At 75.1% G+C, this 15,586-nt stretch carries 13 protein-coding genes; 4 read left to right on the top strand and 9 right to left on the bottom strand.

Translation table 11 applies throughout. The annotated features are described in order from the left end of the window. Positions 1-63: 63 nt before the first annotated feature. Entirely contained in the window at positions 64-678 is a 615-nt protein-coding gene (locus JN535_RS04555) for a hypothetical protein (protein ID WP_205202620.1), read from the bottom strand. A gap of 83 nt (positions 679-761) precedes the next feature. Further along, on the bottom strand, positions 762-1,472 hold the full coding sequence (locus tag JN535_RS04550; protein WP_240200438.1) for a DUF981 family protein: 711 nt from the start codon (positions 1,470-1,472) through the stop codon (positions 762-764). A gap of 765 nt (positions 1,473-2,237) precedes the next feature. Between JN535_RS04550 and JN535_RS04545 the strand changes: the two genes are divergently transcribed. Both JN535_RS04545 and JN535_RS04540 read left to right on the top strand, forming a co-directional pair. Further along, positions 2,238-2,774: a TetR/AcrR family transcriptional regulator gene (locus JN535_RS04545; RefSeq protein WP_205202618.1), complete on the top strand. Its 537-nt coding sequence runs from the start codon at positions 2,238-2,240 to the stop codon at positions 2,772-2,774. Positions 2,775-2,905: 131 nt separating this feature from the next. After that, positions 2,906-5,143, top strand: coding sequence for an exo-beta-d-1,3/1,6-glucosidase (locus JN535_RS04540; protein WP_307868203.1), 2,238 nt, complete (start codon positions 2,906-2,908; stop codon positions 5,141-5,143). Positions 5,144-5,227: 84 nt separating this feature from the next. On the opposite strand, the gene JN535_RS04535 is transcribed toward JN535_RS04540, so the two are convergent. Together JN535_RS04535 and JN535_RS04530 are read right to left on the bottom strand one after the other, a co-directional pair. After that, positions 5,228-7,543, bottom strand: a complete 2,316-nt coding sequence (locus JN535_RS04535) for a sodium-translocating pyrophosphatase (protein WP_205202614.1) — start codon at positions 7,541-7,543, stop codon at positions 5,228-5,230. Between the two features lie 214 nt (positions 7,544-7,757). Continuing rightward, the gene (locus tag JN535_RS04530; protein WP_205202612.1) at positions 7,758-8,585 is read right to left on the bottom strand and encodes an alpha/beta fold hydrolase; all 828 of its coding nucleotides are present in this window, start codon (positions 8,583-8,585) and stop codon (positions 7,758-7,760) included. 69 nt (positions 8,586-8,654) lie between these two features. Here JN535_RS04530 and JN535_RS04525 point away from each other — a divergent pair, with 69 nt between their 5' ends. Further along, the gene (locus JN535_RS04525) at positions 8,655-10,046 is read left to right on the top strand and encodes a M18 family aminopeptidase (RefSeq protein WP_307868201.1); all 1,392 of its coding nucleotides are present in this window, start codon (positions 8,655-8,657) and stop codon (positions 10,044-10,046) included. 148 nt (positions 10,047-10,194) lie between these two features. Then, positions 10,195-12,717: a DEAD/DEAH box helicase gene (locus tag JN535_RS04520; RefSeq protein ID WP_307868199.1), complete on the top strand. Its 2,523-nt coding sequence runs from the start codon at positions 10,195-10,197 to the stop codon at positions 12,715-12,717. Positions 12,718-12,790: 73 nt separating this feature from the next. Here the strand turns inward: JN535_RS04520 and JN535_RS04515 are convergent, their stop codons facing one another. From JN535_RS04515 to JN535_RS21465, 5 genes are all read right to left on the bottom strand, one after another. Then, positions 12,791-13,210 carry an Rv3654c family TadE-like protein gene (locus JN535_RS04515; RefSeq protein ID WP_205202610.1) on the bottom strand — a complete coding sequence of 140 codons (420 nt, stop codon included), beginning with the start codon at positions 13,208-13,210 and terminating at the stop codon, positions 12,791-12,793. Next, entirely contained in the window at positions 13,207-13,623 is a 417-nt protein-coding gene (locus JN535_RS04510) for a TadE family type IV pilus minor pilin (protein ID WP_307868198.1), read from the bottom strand. Before JN535_RS04510 ends, JN535_RS04515 begins: the two co-directional genes overlap by 4 nt. Positions 13,624-13,626: 3 nt before the next feature. Further along, entirely contained in the window at positions 13,627-13,833 is a 207-nt protein-coding gene (locus tag JN535_RS04505) for a DUF4244 domain-containing protein (RefSeq protein ID WP_205202608.1), read from the bottom strand. Between the two features lie 238 nt (positions 13,834-14,071). After that, on the bottom strand, positions 14,072-14,878 hold the full coding sequence (locus tag JN535_RS04500) for an aminoglycoside 3'-phosphotransferase (RefSeq protein WP_205202606.1): 807 nt from the start codon (positions 14,876-14,878) through the stop codon (positions 14,072-14,074). 110 nt (positions 14,879-14,988) lie between these two features. Next, the gene (locus JN535_RS21465) at positions 14,989-15,438 is read right to left on the bottom strand and encodes a type II secretion system F family protein (protein WP_307868194.1); all 450 of its coding nucleotides are present in this window, start codon (positions 15,436-15,438) and stop codon (positions 14,989-14,991) included. Positions 15,439-15,586: the final 148 nt, after the last annotated feature.

Raw genomic sequence — 15,586 nt, 5'->3', positions numbered from 1 at the left:
GCCGAGGTGGGGACCGCTCCCCATGTGTCGAGCGCCACCGGGTGAAGTTTCGTCGGGCCGGGCTCAGCGGGTGCAGCCGGTCCGGAAGAACTCGGTGACCGCCTGCGACGACGACGTGAGCGCGCCCGTGTCGATGCGTCGCCCCACGCGGTCGATCGCCCGGGACAGCTCGCCCGTGTCGCGTGCTCCGGTCGCCTCGACCTCGTCCGCGATCATCGTGAGATAGGTCGTCACGACGGACCAGTCGCGCGCGATCTCGCCCGGTGGTGTGGCACCGGTGAGCGCGTCCCGCGCCGTCGTGAAGCCCTCGACCAGCGCCTCCGGGTGCTCGACGGTGAGATTGACCTGCGCCTTGGCCGCAGCCCCCCACGCGACCTCGGCGTCCCGGCAGACCGGGTCGACGGCGCCCGGGGCGGCGGGGGCCGCGGTCGCGGCGTCCGCCCCGTCCCCCGGGTCGGCAGCGCCGTCGTCGGGCACGGCGCCCGGGGTGCCGGCGCCGTCGTCCACCGGGGCGGCGTCGCTGCCTTCCGACACGCCGGGCGGCGAGGGGACGGCGGCGGGGGCGGCGTCGGGCAACGACACGACGTCGAACGCGCCGCTCGCGACCACGGCGAGGCACAGCCCGGCGACGACGGCGAGGACCGCGGCGTGGGCCACGGCGCGCACCGGTGATTGCATGGCCCCTATGATGACGCCTCCCGCGCGCGCGAAGAACCCCGCGGGCCAGGGCGGCCCACGGGGTCCTCACGGTCGCCGCGGCGTCAGCCCATCGTGTTGACGATGAGGCCGATGTGGGTGAAGAAGTTCATGGCGCCGAACAGCAGGAACGCCACCCCGGACAGCCCCCAGGCCCAACCGATGACGGCACGCACCGCACGCCGCCCCGAACGCACCGCGAACGGGAAGAGGATGGCTCCGAGGCCCACGAGCGCGATGAGCCCGGACATGAAGATCGCCTCGACGAGCGGGTAGGCGGCGAACGCGCCCGAGATGGGCTCCTCCGGCGGTGCGGCGAAGAGCTGGTACGTCACGCCCGCGATCGCGATGGCGACGAGCCCCAGGCCCATGCCGAGCACGAACACCGAGACGGGGCGGGCCACGGCCTGGAGGTGCTCGGTCGCGTCGGCGCGTTCGAGCGCCGCCCGGCCGCGCGTCCACAGGTAGAAGGCGGCGGCGAGGAGGAGCACGCCGAACGCGAGGCTCGTCTCGCCGAAGATGATGTTGTCGAACGGGAAACCGCCTGCGGCGAGCGGCCACGTGAGCGTCATGTGCAGCCCGGTCGCCGTGAGGATCGTGCCCAGCACGCCGAACGCGAGCGACCAGCCTTCGACGACGACCTTCCCGGGCGCTCGCAGGAGCTCTCGGCCGAGCATGACCAGCAGGATCAGCCCGGCGCCGACGGCGACGGACATCACGGTGTTGTAGGTGGGCATCTGCGCCCAGTCGATGACGAGCCCCTCGGCGGCGACCATCTCTGTCCACTCCTCGTTCGTTCCCACGAGCCGCGCTCACGGCTCGGAAGCAATAACCATACGCGCGTATAGATTATTCCCCGCCCGCTGCCTCGGCCGGTTCGCGCTGTCGAAGCAGATCCCTGCGACGCCGAGGGAAACCGCAGGCCCGCGAGGTAGATCCACGGCCCCCCAGAGAGAACCGTGGTCCACCGAGATAGAACAGCGGGCCCCCGAGAGAGAACCGTGGTCGCACCCCACGGCAGCGGGTCGCCCGCCGCAGCCGGATCGCGTGAGGCGACCGGACGACCCGCACCCGGCCGCGCGCGGGCGCACGGCACCGCAAGAGACTGCCGGCACGGCGGGCAGTCGCCCGGGCCGAGCGACGACCAGGGCGAGACGACGCCGGGCGGGGTGGGTGGTGGTGCCGCGTCGTGGCGTGCCTGGCGGGAGCCGCGAGGAACGAGCGGCGGACGGTAGACGCGGCACCACCACCCACCCCGACCACCCAGGGCGACCACACGCCGTCGAGCACAAGAACCACGGTTCTACCTCGCGCGACCAGGGTTCTCCCTCGGCCAGCCAGGGCTCTCCCTCGGCAGCCCGGGCGGGAGTCGGCGGCCTCACTACGATGGCCCCGTGGACGACGGAGCGGGCACCATCGACCGGGCAGCGCGGCACGACGGAGCGAGCGCTGAGACCGGGGCGGCTCGCGGGACGGTTCACGACGCGACGCACGGGGCCCGCGCTACCGTGCAAGGGCGCAGCGCACAGCGGCAGCGCGCGATGGTGGAAGCGGCGGCGCACCTGCTCATCGAGGAGGGCTTCGGTGCCGTGACCCACCGCCAGGTGGCGCGCGCGGCGGGAGTGCCCCAGGGCTCGGCGTCGTACTACTTCCCGACGAGTGCGTCGCTGGTCTCGACGGCGGTCGAGGCCGCGGAGGACGTGCGTGCGACGGCGGCGCAGGAGCGGGCGGACGCGCTGCCGCGGGAAGCCCGGTCGAGCGCGGCGACGGCGCGCGAGCTGATCGAGACGCTGTATGCGCCGCACGTGGACGACACGGTGGTCGACGTACGGCTGGACCCGATGCTCACGGCGATGCGCGACCCTGCGCTGCGACCGATCATGCGCGCGTCGCGACCGCGCCTGCTCGCAGCGGCGCGGACCGTGCTGGACGCGTCGGGGCACGCGCACGTGACGGACGTCGACCTGGTGGCGCACGTGGTCGACGCGGCGCTGCTCTCCGCAGCGGCGGCGGAGGACGGGCGCGTGCTGGACCGTGCGACGGAGACCGTGGCGCGTTTCCTGGACCACTGGCGCTGACGCCCACTTACTTACCGGTTATTCAGTTTTGCGGATAGGGTGGCGGCGCCCGGGCTCCCGAGCACGTCGGAAGCGACCCGCCCGACGCACGGCCCCGGGGAACCGTCGCCGACGCCGTGGAAGGACCGTCCGTGAGCACCCTCCCCTACCTCGACCCCGCTCTGCCCGTGGCCGATCGCGTCGAGGACCTCCTCGCGCGGATGACGCTCCCCGAGAAGGTCGGGCAGATGCTGCAGCTCGACGCGCGCGACGGCGTCGGGCCCGCGGTCCTGGACAAGCACGCCGGGTCGCTGCTGCACGCGTCCCCGCAGAACGTGGTCGAGGCGCACGCGCTCACCGGGCAGACCCGGCTCGGCATCCCCCTGCTGGTCGCCGAGGACTGCATCCACGGCCACTCCTTCTGGGTCGGCGCGACGATCTTCCCCACCCAGCTCGGCATGGCCGCAACGTGGGACCCCGAGCTCGTCGAGCGGGTCGCCCGCGCCACGGCGGTCGAGGTCTCCGCGACCGGCATCCACTGGACGTTCTCCCCCGTGCTGTGCATCGCGCGCGACCTGCGCTGGGGGCGCGTCGACGAGACGTTCGGCGAGGACCCGTTCCTCATCGGCGAGCTCGCGTCCGCGATGGTGCGCGGGTACCAGGGCGACGGCCTCGCGGACCCGACCGGGATCCTCGCGACCGCGAAGCACTTCGCCGGCTACTCCGAGACGCAGGGCGGCCGCGACGCGAGCGAGGCCGACATCTCGCCGCGCAAGCTCCGGTCCTGGTTCCTGCCCCCGTTCGAGCGCGTCGCGCGCGAGGGCTGCGCGACGTTCATGCTCGGCTACCAGTCGATGGACGGCGTGCCCGTCACGGTCAACGGCTGGCTGCTCGACGACGTCCTGCGGGGCGAGTGGGGCTACACCGGCACGCTCGTCACCGACTGGGACAACGTCGGCCGCATGGTCTGGGAGCAGCACATCCAGCCCGACCACGTGCACGCCTCCGCCGCCGCGGTGCGCGCGGGCAACGACATGATCATGACCACGCCGGCGTTCTTCGAGGGCGCGCTCGAGGCGGTCGCCCGCGGTCTCGTCGAGGAGTCCGCGATCGACGCTGCGGTGCGCCGCATCCTCACGCTCAAGGTCCGGCTCGGCCTCTTCGAGGACCCGCGCCGCCCCGACGTGGCGCGCCAGGAGGCCGTCATCGCGTCGGCGGAGCATGCCGCCGTCAACCTCGAGGTCGCCCGGCGCTCCCTCGTCCTGCTCACCAACGACGGCACGCTCCCCTTCACGGGTGGCCGCACGGTCGCCGTCGTCGGGCCGAACGCGGACGACGACCACACGCAGCTGGGCGACTGGGCCGGCGCGTCGGGCCAGGCGGACTGGCTGCCCGACGGCCACCCGCGCGAGATGACCACGACCGTCCTCGACGGCTTCCGCGACCTCGTGCCCGAAGGCTGGACGGTCACGCACGCGCGCGGGGCGGACATCCTCACGCTCGAGCCCGACCCCGAAGGCGAGCTGTTCCCCGACGGTCAGCCGCGCCCTCGGGTCGTCGTGCCCGCCCGGCCCGACGACGCGCTGATCGCCGAGGCCGTGGCCGCCGCGCGCGACGCGGACCTCGTCGTCGCCGTCGTCGGCGACCGGATCGAGCTCGTCGGCGAGGGCAGGTCGACCGCGACGCTCGAGCTCATCGGCGGTCAGGTCGCCCTGCTGGACGCGCTCGTCGCGACCGGTACCCCCGTCGTGGTCGTCGTCGTCGCGTCCAAGCCGCTCGTCCTCCCGCCGTCCGCCCACGCGGCGGCCGCGATCGTCTGGGCCGCAAACCCGGGCATGCGCGGCGGCCAGGCCGTCGCCGAGCTCGTGCTCGGGCAGATCGAGCCCGAGGGCAGGCTCCCGATCTCGTTCGCCCGGCACGCCGGCCAGCAGCCGACGTACTACAACGTGGTCCGCGGCCAGCACGGGGACCGGTACGCCGACCTCACCCAGAGCCCCGCCTTCGCGTTCGGCGAGGGCATGAGCTACACCACGGTCGACTACGCGGACCTGCGCGTCCTGGGCTCGGTGCACGGACCCGACGACGTCGTCCGCGCCCAGGTCACGCTCACCAACACCGGCACGCGGCCCGTCCGCGAGACCGTGCAGGTCTACGTGAGCGACACGGTCACGTCCGTGACGTGGGCCGAGAAGGAGCTCAAGGGGTACCGCAAGGTCGCGCTCGCCCCCGGCGAGTCCGTCGTCGTCGACCTCGAGGTACCCGTCGCGGACTGCACGCTCGTCGACGCCCAGGGTCGGCGGGTCGTCGAGCCCGGCGAGTTCGAGCTCCGCGTCGGCCCGTCGTCCCGCGAGGACGCGCTCCTGCGCGCACCGTTCACCGTCACGGGCTGAGAGGCGCCCCGGCCGCGAGAGCGGACGAGGACGCCCGGGCCGCGCACGGCCCGGGCGTCCTCCTGCGTGCTGTTGCGCCGACGGTCAGGCGCCGGTCGCGACGCGCTCCGGCTCGACCGACGACTCCTCACGGTCGACCCGCGCCGCCCGCAGGCGGGACATGACGACCGCGCCGAACGCGATCGCCGCCGCGACCACGGCGATGCCGATGCGCAGCGCGTGGTTCGCGTCCGCCGGGACGCTCATGAGCACCACCGCCGGGGCGATCAGCACCGACACGAGGTTCATGACCTTGATGAGCGGGTTGATCGCCGGTCCGGCCGTGTCCTTGAACGGGTCGCCGACGGTGTCGCCGATGACGGTCGCCGCGTGCGCCTCGGAACCCTTGCCCCCGTACGCGCCGTCCTCGACGATCTTCTTCGCGTTGTCCCACGCGCCGCCGGAGTTGGCGAGGAACACCGCCATGAGCACGCCCGCGCCGATCGCCCCGGCGAGGAACCCGGCCAGCGGGCCGACGCCGAGGCCGAACCCGACGGCGATGGGGGCGAACGCGGCGAGCAGGCCCGGCGTGGCGAGCTCACGCAGCGAGTCTCGCGTGCAGATGTCCACGACCTTCCCGTACTCGGGGCGCTCCTTGAACGTCATGATCCCGGGGTGCTCGCGGAACTGGCGACGCACCTCGAAGACGATCGCCCCGGCCGCGCGCGTCACCGCGTCGATCGCGAGGCCGGAGAAGAGGAACACCGTCGCGGCGCCGAGGATCACGCCCACGAGCGTGATCGGGGAGATGATCTGGTAGTCGAGCATCGCCGTGACGAGGCCGGTGCCGATGCCCTCGACGTCCGCCAGGGCGTGGCTCACCGCGTCGGCGTACGAGCCGAAGAGCGCCGTCGCCGCGAGGACGGCGGTCGTGATCGCGATGCCCTTGGTGATGGCCTTCGTCGTGTTGCCCACCGCGTCGAGGTCCGTGAGGATCTGCGCGGCCTCCTCGTCGCCGTCGCCGGCCTCGCCGACCGACATCTCGTAGATGCCCTGCGCGTTGTCGGAGACGGGGCCGAACGTGTCCATCGCGACGATGACGCCGACCGTGGTGAGCAGCCCGCACCCGGCGAGCGCCACGAGGAACAGCGCGAGCCACACCGAGCCGCCCGCGAGGAGGAACAGGCCGCAGATCGCCGCGGCGATCACGCCCGCCGTGTACACCGCGGACTCGAACCCGACCCCGATGCCCGACAGGACGACGGTCGCCGCGCCCGTCCGCGAGGTGGCGGCCACGTGCAGGGTGGGCTTCGACGTCGTGCCCGTGAAGTAGCCCGTGATCCACAGGATGATGCCTGCGAGGACGATGCCGATCACGACGGCGAGACTCGCGACGACGCGCGGGTCGGCAGCGATCCCCGACAGGTCGCCGAGGTCCGCCGTGCCGTCGAGCGCGGCGAACGACGACGGCAGGTAGACGAACGCGGCGACGGCGGCGAGCACCGCGCCGATGAGCGCGGAGAGATAGAACCCGCGGTAGATGGCCTTGAGGCCGTTCTCCTGGCCGCGCACGCGCGTGATGAAGACGCCGAGCACGGCGACGAGCGCGCCGATCGCGGTGACCACGAGCGGGAAGACGAGGCCCTCCTCGCCCATGGCGGCCTTGCCCAGGATGAGCGCCGCGACGAGCGTCACGGCGTACGACTCGAAGAGGTCGGCCGCCATGCCGGCGCAGTCGCCCACGTTGTCGCCCACGTTGTCGGCGATCGTCGCCGCGTTGCGCGGGTCGTCCTCGGGGATGCCCTGCTCGACCTTGCCGACCAGGTCCGCGCCGACGTCGGCCGCCTTGGTGAAGATGCCGCCGCCGACGCGCATGAACATCGCGAGGAGCGCGGCGCCGAAGCCGAATCCCTCGAGCACGGCCGGGGCGTCGCCCTTGTAGATCAGCACGACCCCCGCCGCGCCGAGCAGGCCGAGGCCGACGACCGACATGCCGACGACGCCGCCCGTCCGGAACGCGATGCGCGCGCCCTCGGTGCGTCCGCCGGGCCGGGTCGCGGCCGACGCGACGCGCACGTTGGCCCGCACCGCGAGCCACATGCCGAGGTAGCCGATCGCGGCCGAGAACCCCGCGCCGACGAGGAACGCGACCGAGCGCCCCACGCGGATGCCGCCGTCGCCCGGCAGGAGGAACAGCAGGCCGAACACGATCACCGCGAACAGGGCGAGCGTGCGGAACTGGCGGCTCAGGTAGGCCCCGGCGCCCTCCTGCACGGCCTGGGCGATGTCCTGCATCTTCGCCGTGCCGTCGTTGGCGGCCAGGACCTGTCTGCGCAGGACGAACGCGAAGACCAGCGCCACGAGCGCGATCACCGCGATGACGGCGACGATGGTGAGACTTTCCGAACCGAGCGTGAGCATCCGTCCTCCTTGACGAACCGCGCGACCGTCGCGCCGGTCCCCTGCCGGAGCGATGGGGGTGAGTCTACGCACGTGTGGCGCACGTCACGACCACTCGTGCAGGACGTCACAAACGCGCCGCGCCACCCGCCGTCGAACCGTCGGAGCGTCGCCGCAGCCCGTCGGACGGCGTCCGGCACCTGCTGGCTCGTCTCGGCCCCGGTCCGCCTCACGATCACGTGACCGGGCCGGGGAGCGGCCCGGTCGTCCGCCGGGAGACCGCATGCCGTCCACCTGCCGCGGGCCGTCCACCCTCCACGTCGAGGCGACCGACCGCGAGGCGCGCGACGACGTCGGGTCGCGTCAGCGGGAACAGGTGACCCTCGCCCGCGAGGCCGACGCGCGGGACGGCGAGGCGGTCGGACAGCTCGCGCTGCTGGCGCAGGAAGCGCGCGCTCGCCCGCAGCCCGGTGACGACCAGGGCGTCCACGGTCGCGGGCAAGCAGCACCCGGCGTCGAGCAGGGCGCGGACGCGCGGCGCCTGCTCCCAGCTCGCGAACCACTCGCGAGCGAGCATGGTCCAGGTGCTCGGGCTCGCGTAGCGCGCCCGCGCCACGTCGCGCGCGAGCGGGTCCGGGCGGCGCGTGACGACGCGCACCGCCCCGCGCCGCAGGGCGGGCCCGGCCGTCGCGAGCGCGCCGCCGATCGCCGCGGCCAGCGCGTCGCCCGCCCGGGCGGTCGGACGGCCCGGGTGCAGGGCCGGGTGGTGTGCCTCCCACGGGCTCGTCGGGTCGAGGAGGACGAGACGGCGGACCTCGTCCGGGTGGAGCAGCGCCCACTCGATCGCCGCGAGCCCGCCCACGGAGTGACCCACCAGATCCACCGGCCGGGAACCGTCGACCCCCAGGGCCTCCCGCACCGCGTCCACCGGGCCGGTGACGGGCGTGCGCCACGCGTCGAGGACGCGGACGCCGTCCGTGCCGGCGGCGACGCGGAGCTCGCCCGCGAGGGGCGCGAAGTCCTCGGGCGCGAGCGCCAGTCCGGGCAGGACGACCCAGGTCATGCGGACTCCTTCTCTCGCGGTGCGCGACCACCCTACGGAGCGCTCCTGGGCGTGCGTAGGGTGGAACCCGTGTCGACGCCCAGCACCCCCGTGACCGACCCGACCCCCCACGACCGCGCCCTCACCCACGCGCGCGACCTCGCGACGTTCGTCGAGGCGTCCCCGTCGTCGTACCACGCGGCCCAGGAGGTCGCGCGCCGCCTGGAGGCCGCCGGCTTCGAGCGGCTCGACGAGACGGCGGCGTGGCCGTCGACGACCGGGGGCAGCGGCCCCGCGGGCGGGCGGTACGTCGTCGTGCGCGACGGCGCCGTGATCGCCTGGGCCGTCCCCACGGGCGCGACCGCGACCACGCCGTTCGCGATCCTCGGCGCACACACCGACTCCCCCGGCTTCAAGCTCAAGCCGCGCCCGAGCGTGGGCCGCGAGGGCTGGTGGCAGGCGGGCGTGGAGATCTACGGCGGCCCGCTGCTCAACTCGTGGCTCGACCGCGAGCTCGAGCTCGCCGGGCGCCTCGTCACCGCCGACGGCGTCGAGCACCTCGTCCGCACCGGCCCGCTCCTGCGCGTCCCGCAGCTCGCGATCCACCTCGACCGCGCCGCGAACGACGGGCTCACGCTCGACAAGCAGCAGCACACGCAGCCCGTGTGGGGGCTCGCGTCGGCGTCCGGGCCGGCCGGGTCCGACGTCGCGGGCACGGCGCACGGGACGAGCGGCGGAGACGTGCTCGCCGAGCTCGCGCACCACGCGGGCGTGCGGGCGAGCGACGTCGCCGGGTACGACGTGGTGGTCGCGGACACCCAGTCGCCCCGCGTGTTCGGTGCCCACGACGCGTTCCTCGCGTCCGGGCGGCTCGACAACCTGCTGTCGGTGCACGCCGGACTCGCCGCGCTGCTCGAGGTCGCGGGCACGCCCGACCGGCCCGTCGAGGGCGCCGCGATCCCCGTGCTGGCCGCGTTCGACCACGAGGAGATCGGGTCCGAGTCGCGGTCCGGGGCGTCCGGCCCCTTCCTCGCCGACGTGCTCGACCGGGTCGCGGCCGGCCTCGGTGCGACGCAGGAGGAGCGGCACCGCCAGCTCGCGGCGTCGCTGTGCGTGTCGAGCGACGTCGGCCACTCCGTGCACCCGAACTACCCGGAGCGCCACGACCCGGCGAACCGCCCCCTCGCGGGCGGCGGGCCGATCCTCAAGATCAACGCGAACCAGCGCTACACGACCGACGCGCACGGCGCGGCGGCCTGGGCACGGGCGTGTGCACGGGCAGGAGTGCCGAGCCAGGAGTTCGTGTCCAAGAACACCGTGCCGTGCGGGTCGACCATCGGCCCGCTCACCGCGACCCGCCTGGGCATCCGCACGGTCGACGTCGGCGTCCCCATCCTCTCGATGCACTCCGCGCGCGAGCTCACCGCCGTCGTCGACCCGTGGTACCTCTCCCGCGCGGTGGTCGAGGTCTTCCGCGGCTGACCCACCCCCACACCCAGCCGAGCAGAGGTCGCCTCCCCTCACGCGACGCTCACGAGACGCCGACGAGGTACGACCGCATGGTCGACCGGAGGCCTGAGCGCAGCCGCCGTCGGCCGAAGGGTGGGCCGGAGGTGGGAGACTCGGAGGCGTGCCGCACGCCCCTGCCCCCGCCTCCCTGCGACCGACGAGCGCGACGCTGCTCGACGTGCTGCGCGCGGGCGGGCGGCGCGACGAGCGGCTGCTGCACGTGCGCGAGCTGCCCGCGCGGGCGGGCACGCAGGCCGAGTGGTCGGAGTGGGCCGACGCGTCGCTCGTCGCGGGGTACCGCGCGCTCGGCGTGGACCGTCCGTGGGAGCACCAGGTCGTCGCGGCCGACGCCGCGTGGTCGGGCCGGCACGTCGCGCTCGCCACCTCGACGGGCTCCGGCAAGTCGCTCGCGTTCTGGCTCCCTGCGCTCTCCTCGGTGCGGGCCGACGCGGCCACGCGCCTCCTCGACCCCGGCCGCATCGAGTCGGTCGCCCGCCGCGGCGCCGTGCTCTACCTGTCGCCCACCAAGGCGCTCGCCGCCGACCAGCTCTCGGGCCTCCAGCGGCTGCTCGACGCCGCCGGGACGCGCGACGTGCGGGTCGCGACGTGCGACGGCGACACCGGGCAGGACGAGCGCCGCTGGGTCCGCGAGCACGCCGACGTCGTGCTGACCAACCCCGACTTCCTGCACTTCGCGCTCCTGCCGAACCACCGGGGCTGGTCGCGGCTGCTGCGCGACCTGCGGTACGTCGTCGTCGACGAGGGCCACGCCTACCGCGGCGTGTTCGGCGCGCACGTGTCCCTCGTCCTGCGGCGCCTGCGGCGTCTGGCCGCGCACTACGCGCGCGAGGGCGACCGGCCGCCGACGTTCGTCGTCGCGTCGGCCACGACCGCCGACCCCGCGACCAGCGCCGCTCGCCTCGTGGGGGTCGAGCCCGACGACGTCGTGACGGTCGCGCGCGACACCTCCCCCGCGGGGCGCAAGACGTTCGCGCTGTGGGAGCCGCCCGTCGTCGTGGGCTTCGACGCGGCCGCCGCCGACGAACCCTCCGACGGTACCGCCGAGGCGCACGTCGACGACCCGACCGTCCCGACGACGGTCGACGCCGCGCCCGAGCACCCGCGGCGCAGCGCGACCGCCGAGGCCGCCGACCTGCTCGCGGACCTCGTCATCGCGGGCGCCCGCACGCTCGCGTTCACGCGCTCGCGCCGCGGGGCGGAGTCGGTCGCGGTCCAGACGCAGGACAGCGTGCGCGTCGTCGACCCGCGGCTCGTGCGGCGCGTCGCCGCCTACCGCGGCGGGTACCTGCCCGAGGAGCGGCGCGAGCTCGAGGACGCCGTGCGCACGGGCGACGTCCTGGGCCTCGCGACGACCAACGCGCTCGAGCTCGGTGTCGACATCTCGGGTCTCGACGCCGTCCTCATCGCGGGGTGGCCGGGGACCCGCATGTCGGTGTGGCAGCAGGCGGGCCGCGCCGGGCGCGCGGGTGCGGACGGCCTGGTGGCGTTCGTCGCGCGGGAGGACCCCCTCGACACGTTCCTCGTGCACCACCCGGAGGCCGTGTTCGACGCCCCGCTCGAGGCGACCGTGTTCGACCCCGCGAACCCGTACGTCCTCGCGCCCCACCTGTGCGCGGCCGCGGCCGAGAACCCGCTGCGATCCGACGACCTCGCGGCGTTCGGCGATCCCGACGCGGTGCGCGGCCTGCTCGACGTGCTCGTCGCCCGGGGCGCGCTGCGCCGGCGGGCGTCCGGGTGGTACTGGACGCACGCGCAGCCCGCGTCGGGCATGACCGACCTGCGCGGCTCGGGCGGCGCGCCCGTGCGGGTCGCCGAGGCGCGGACCGGTCGGCTCCTCGGGACCGTCGACGCGGCGTCCGCGGACGGGTCGGTGCACGACGGCGCGGTGTACGTCCACCAGGGCCGCACCTACGTCGTCGAGCACCTCGACCTCGCCGACCACGTCGCGCTCGTGCGTCGGCAGGACGTCGACTACGGCACCTGGTCCCGGTCCGCGACGTCCATCACGATCGTCGACGATCCCGCCGACGGTGACGTTGCGGCGGGGCGCGAGGTCGTCGAACGGTCCTGGGGACCCGTCGGCTGGGGCTACGGCCCGGTCGACGTGTGCTCGCAGGTCGTGAGCTTCCAGCGCCGCCGCCTCCCGGACATGCAGGTGCTCGGCACCGAGACCCTCGACCTCCCCGAGCGCACGCTCCCGACGATGGCCGTGTGGTGGACCGTCCCGCAGTCGGTGATCGAGGAGGCGGAGGTCGACGCGGACGAGCTGCCCGGCGCGCTGCACGCCGCGGAGCATGCGTCGATCGGCCTCCTGCCGCTCCTCGCGACGTGCGACCGTTGGGACCTCGGTGGCGTATCGACCGCGCTGCACGCCGACACCGGCGAGGCCACCGTGTTCGTCCACGACGCCTATCCCGGCGGCGCCGGGTTCGCCGAGCGAGGGTTCGAGCTCGGCGCGACGTGGCTCCGCGCCACGCGCGACGCCATCGCCCGCTGCCCCTGCCACGACGGCTGCCCCGCGTGCGTGCAGTCCCCCAAGTGCGGGTCGTACAACGCCCCGCTCGAGAAGGCCGCCGCCGTCCGGCTCCTCGACGCTGTCCTCGCCCACGCCCCCACCTCGTAGGGCCCTTGCCGCCGAGGGAGAACCGACGTCGTGCCCGACGGCGCGTCGTGGCGAGGGTGGTCGCGGCCCACGTTCAGCGCGCGGTCGCCGGGCCGGCACGGGCGCCGGCGGTTCCCCGGCCGAGCGCCACACCGAGGACGGTGACTCCGGTGGTCGAAGCGACGTCGACCCGGACGACCCCGCCGCCCTGCTCGGCGCACGCGGTGACCGCCACCGCGTTGCGGGCGGCGACCTCCCGGGCGCGACCGCACGGGTCCCAGCCGTCTCGGGCAGCCGTGGCGGCCGCGAGCGCCGCGAGGTCGGCTCCGGTCTGCGCCGCCCCGCGCGCCGCCTGGGCGTGCGCGAGCGCGGCCAGCCCGAGGGCGAGCACGAGCACGGTCGCGACGATCCCGAGCACGAGCACCGTGCCCGCGCCACGCTCCGCGTCGGCCGGGCCGTCCTGCCGCCCGGTCGCGGCGCGACCTCGCCGGCCGACCGCCGATCCCCAGGTCACGGCTCGACCCACGCGACGGCCTCGCCGCTCGCGCGCAGCGGCGACCCGGAGAGCCACCCGCCCACGACGGGCGTCGTGACGCGGACCTCCACCCACGGGTCGCCGCGCACGACGCCGACGGTCGCTCCGTCGCCCGCCACCCGCAGCGCCGTCGACCGGACGGTCGCCTCGTCCTCACCGATGGCGGCGGCACGGGCAGCGGCCCTCGCCGCGTCGGCGGAGCGCATCTGGGCGCCCGCCGCCGCGGCGAGGGTGAGGACGACGACGAGGACGAGGACGACCGCCGGCAGAGCGACGGCGAGCTCGGCCGTGACAGCCCCCCGCTCCCGGTCGTCGTGCGACCGGACCCCCGGCGAGCGGAGCGCCCGCGAGCGGGACCCGCGCCACGCGCCGGTGCCTGCGTCCCGTCGCACGGCTCAGCCCAGCGACAGCGCGCTGCGCACGATGCCGAGCAGCAGCTCGCGCACCTCGCCGCTCTTGAGCACGACGATGAGCAGCCCGGCGAAGCCCGCCGCCGCGACGGTCGCGATGGCGTACTCCGCGGTCGCGAGTCCCGCCTCGGCGTCCTGTCCCGTGCTCGTCCCCGTCAGGCGCGCGAGCGCGCGCCGAACCCGTCCTGGCATGTCAGGTCTCCCCTCTCGTGGCCCGCGTCCGCGGGCGGTCCAGGACACCGTGGCGGGCCGACGACCGTAGCCGCACCCTGCCCCGCGGCGCCGGTGGACGGGACCCTCGCGCGACGGACCTGTGGACGGCGACGGCCCCCGCCTGTCGGGGCGTCGCCGCTCCGAGGACGCTGCCCGCACGCACGGCGCTGAGGCAACGGACCCGCCGGTCGGGGCGCCCGGCACGCGACGCGGCGAGTCAGTCCCAGGTCAAGGGGTCAAGGAAGAGGTGGAACCGGAGCCGCCCCGCGTCGACCGGAGACCCGTAGAGGGGCCGGAGCTGATCCTGCAGGTGCTGGGACTCGTGCGGCCAGGTGTCCTGCGCGCTCGCGAGCAGCAACGAGAGGTCGGCGTGCCGGTCGGCAACTCCGAGGCGACCGAGGTCGACGAACCCGCAGACCTCCAGCGTGTCGGGGTCGAGCAGGATGTTGGGCAGGCAGAGGTCGCCGTGGCAGACCACCTGGTCGGCCGCCTCCTGCTCCTGACGCACGGGCAGCTCGGCGACGAGCTCGGCGAGGAGGTCGTGGCCCGTCCGAGACTCCTGCTCGGGGCGCAGGAACTCCCGGCGCACGGCGCCACGCGCCACCACGTCCTGCGCGAGCGCATGCATGGTGCGCAGCCCCCGATCGAACGGGCAGCTGTCTGTGGGGACGTCGTGGAGCGCCCTGACCGCCGCCACGATGTTCGCCCACGCCCGACGGGCCTGGTCGGGACGGACCTGGTCCGCGGGCGTCCCCGCCACCGCGCCGGTCGTCAGGACCGCCCCGTCGGGGCCGTCCACCCATCCCAGCAACGACGGCCCGTGCACCCCCCGGTCGGCGGCCCATCGCACGCGGTCACGCTCACCCGCCAGCGCGGTCACCTGGTCGCCGCTCGCGACCTTGGCGTACCGAGCACCGTCCTTGCTCACGAAGACCCGGGCGGACGACTCGCCGCTGCCGACCTCCGTCCAGAGCTCCTGCGCGAGGGGCCACGGCTCGGTCCGGCCGACGACTTCAGGATCCATGCAGCAACGGTAGCGAGCGGCCCGCCGGCAGGTCCCCGCACTCCTCCTCGGTCTCGTGGGGGGCACGGGTCCGCACGACGTCAGCGCAGCCGTCCGGCCCTTCGCGTCGACTACCTGCCAAGGAGACCCGACCCCAGCGAGACGAGGACGGGCACGAGGCCGACGAGCACGAACGCCGGGAGGAAGCACACGCCGAGCGGGAGGACGAGGTGCACGGCGAGCCGCGCCGCGGCGGCCTTGGCCGCGGCGGTCCGGTCCTGTCGCGACGCCTGCGCCGCGGCCCGCAGCGCGGGCGCGGGGGCCGCGCCGTGCAGCCATGCCGGACGCAGCGCGCGCTGCACGACCGCGAGCCGCGGTGGCGCCGTCGCCCAGGCGGTGTCCCACGACGCGCCCAGGAGGAGGGCAGCGCCCGCGGCCCGCAGGCCGGCACCCTCCCGACCACCGACGCACGACCCGACCACGTCCAGGGCACGCGGGACGGCCGCGCCCGAGCGGACCGCCGCCGCGAGGAGCTCGAGGAGCACGCCCGTCTCGAGGGGCCCGGTATCTTCCGTGCGCACACGGCCTCCGCCCGGTACCTCCCCCTCATCCCACGTCCAGTCAGGGCGGCCGGCCGTGCTCTTTGCACGCCGCGACACCGCGGTGGCCCGTCGCGCGACGGCCGCCCGCGCCACCCACCACGGCGCGGTCGCCGCCAGGATCCAAGCC

The sequence above is a fragment of the Cellulosimicrobium cellulans genome (assembly GCF_016921195.1).
In the GTDB taxonomy this organism is placed as follows: domain Bacteria; phylum Actinomycetota; class Actinomycetes; order Actinomycetales; family Cellulomonadaceae; genus Cellulosimicrobium; species Cellulosimicrobium cellulans_F.
Note: the sequence above shows the minus strand (reverse complement) of the source record. Positions and strands in the feature narration are given on the sequence as shown.

Bases quoted from the DNA above. Each gene is read 5' to 3' on its own strand.
- JN535_RS04530 (WP_205202612.1), bottom strand. From the start codon at position 8,585: ATGACCTGGGTCGTCCTGCCCGGACTGGCGCTCGCGCCCGAGGACTTC.
- JN535_RS04505 (WP_205202608.1), bottom strand. From the start codon at position 13,833: ATGCCAGGACGGGTTCGGCGCGCGCTCGCGCGCCTGACGGGGACGAGC.
- JN535_RS04545 (WP_205202618.1), top strand. From the start codon at position 2,238: ATGGTGGAAGCGGCGGCGCACCTGCTCATCGAGGAGGGCTTCGGTGCC.
- JN535_RS04535 (WP_205202614.1), bottom strand. From the start codon at position 7,543: ATGCTCACGCTCGGTTCGGAAAGTCTCACCATCGTCGCCGTCATCGCG.
- JN535_RS04500 (WP_205202606.1), bottom strand. From the start codon at position 14,878: ATGGATCCTGAAGTCGTCGGCCGGACCGAGCCGTGGCCCCTCGCGCAG.
- JN535_RS04555 (WP_205202620.1), bottom strand. From the start codon at position 678: ATGCAATCACCGGTGCGCGCCGTGGCCCACGCCGCGGTCCTCGCCGTC.
- JN535_RS04550 (WP_240200438.1), bottom strand. From the start codon at position 1,472: ATGGTCGCCGCCGAGGGGCTCGTCATCGACTGGGCGCAGATGCCCACC.